Source organism: Streptomyces sp. NPDC058964 (assembly GCF_042741275.1).
Classification (GTDB): domain Bacteria; phylum Actinomycetota; class Actinomycetes; order Streptomycetales; family Streptomycetaceae; genus Streptomyces.
Genome location: NZ_JBHYKH010000920.1, coordinates 1 through 1,718, shown reverse-complemented (window position 1 = coordinate 1,718; position 1,718 = coordinate 1). Strand labels below are relative to the sequence as shown.

The window sequence follows — 1,718 nt, the reverse complement described above, 5'->3', positions numbered from 1 at the left end:
GGTGGGTCACCCGGTGCCGTTTATGGCCGCGGGTGTCCCCCCGCCGGTCCACCAACACCAGCCGGTGCTTGGCACCGGCACCCACTGCCCGCTTCCGCAGTCGGGCGGCAAGCCGCGCCTGGTGACACTCCTCTCACGACGGGCCTGTCTCCTCAACGAGTTCAGCCATCAATCTCACAGTCAGACCCATGATCCGCCGATTACTGATGATCACCGCACGCGTTGAGGTCCTCACTACCTGACCATGATCGACCACCCAGGCTCGACGTCTCACCACCTGCCGTGCATGAGCTCGTTAGCTCCCGGACTCGTCGTTCGGTCCCGTGTGCCCGTCTTGATGGGGCCTCACTGGCGAGAGGGCCGACAGCGGGCGGGGGCACGGAACGACAGCTCGCCCCGCACCAGGGCCCGTGCGGGGCGGGTCAGTGTTCCTGGTCCGACTCGTGGCCGTTGGTCCGGGAGTTGAGGGATGGTGCGACGCGTCGGATATGCAAGGTGACTGTTCCCCACAGCCACAGCATGGCGAAGGGCAGCATGCCCACAGTGACTCCGACCGCGCTGCGTATGCGTGCATCAGCCTTTTCGGCGCAGTCGGCGGCAGTGGCAGGCAGAGGCCGCCATTCGTCTTGGGGGGTCTCGACGAAGGACGATTGACGGAACAGCGCAGGTGCCCCGCATGACAGGCCCTCAATGGTGCGCCGTCCCTCCAGTCCCTCGTGCGAGGCCGGGACAAAGGCCAGCCCCAGGGCCCACAGCAGACCGATTACCGCGAGACAGCCGGTCAAGCCCGTGGCCCGCTCGGCGAGCGTGCGTTGCTGCGGTATTCCCCCCATCGGCATCGCCGATCCACCCCCAGGTTCTCCAGTACGGTCGGTGCCCGGCACAAGTATCACACCGGACGGCCAGTTCTGACGTCCGTGGCGAAGTGTCGCCACCCGCTACGAGAAGACCGCGACCATCTCCCTGGCCGGACTCCACGTCGCGGGCGTCTTCCTCTGGTCAGCGCGGTGATCCAAACGTAACTGCCTGTGTCAACGACACGGCCGATCAGGAAAAGACGCCATCACAGCCCGCACATGACCAACCCTTACTAGGATTTGGGTGGGCCGGTGTCATGCTGTGGTGCTGAGCGGGCATGGATCTCAAAGTGGCAAGTACGCAAGTGCCTGTGCGGCTGAGTCGGGTGGGTACCCGGTCTGGCGTCAAGTCGGCGCTCCCGATGGCCGGCGGGCTGGTTGACGAGGCGTCTGGTGCTGTTGAGCGGAAGTACTGCCGGGTGCGGTGATCTTCCGCTTCGACGTGTGCCGTCCCGCCGCGGCTTGGTGGCGTGACGGAACTGCGGAGACGATGTGGGGGAGCGGTGGAAGGAAGGTCCGACGCGCGCGTCGAACTATCAAGGCACGTGTTTGACGGCGTGGAAAGGCTGGGATGGGAGTACATTCACCCGGCTCTTCGCCCCCACCCAGATCACGACAAACCACCGGTATGGCATGACCCTCCCATACCCGCATATCGAGGAGGTGCACTCCCCCCGCTCTTGGGATGTGTCTTCAGTGGGATGCTTGTTGCGGGAGCTCTATTCGCGGTATTGGGAAGCCTTTTTGTTGCTGCCGTGGCCTGGATCCCTGCCGGGATAATCCTCATCATGCGCGTCGCTCCCTATCTTGCACACAAGTGGAAGGCATCGGTTGCGAAGCAGGAACGGGAAGAACTCAGAT

Annotated in this window: 2 protein-coding genes; one reads left to right on the top strand and one right to left on the bottom strand. The window is 64.3% G+C overall.

The features are described from left to right. On the top strand, positions 1-226 hold a 226-nt coding region (locus ACFW2E_RS46405; protein ID WP_384478084.1), incomplete at its 5' end, for a hypothetical protein. A gap of 196 nt (positions 227-422) precedes the next feature. On the opposite strand, the gene ACFW2E_RS46400 is transcribed toward ACFW2E_RS46405, so the two are convergent. Continuing rightward, a complete protein-coding gene (locus tag ACFW2E_RS46400; RefSeq protein WP_384478081.1) occupies positions 423-839 on the bottom strand; it encodes a hypothetical protein in 417 nt (138 codons plus the stop codon). Positions 840-1,718: the final 879 nt, after the last annotated feature.

Coding starts and splice junctions, on each gene's coding strand:
- ACFW2E_RS46400 (WP_384478081.1), bottom strand. CDS start 839: ATGCCGATGGGGGGAATACCGCAGCAACGCACGCTCGCCGAGCGGGCC.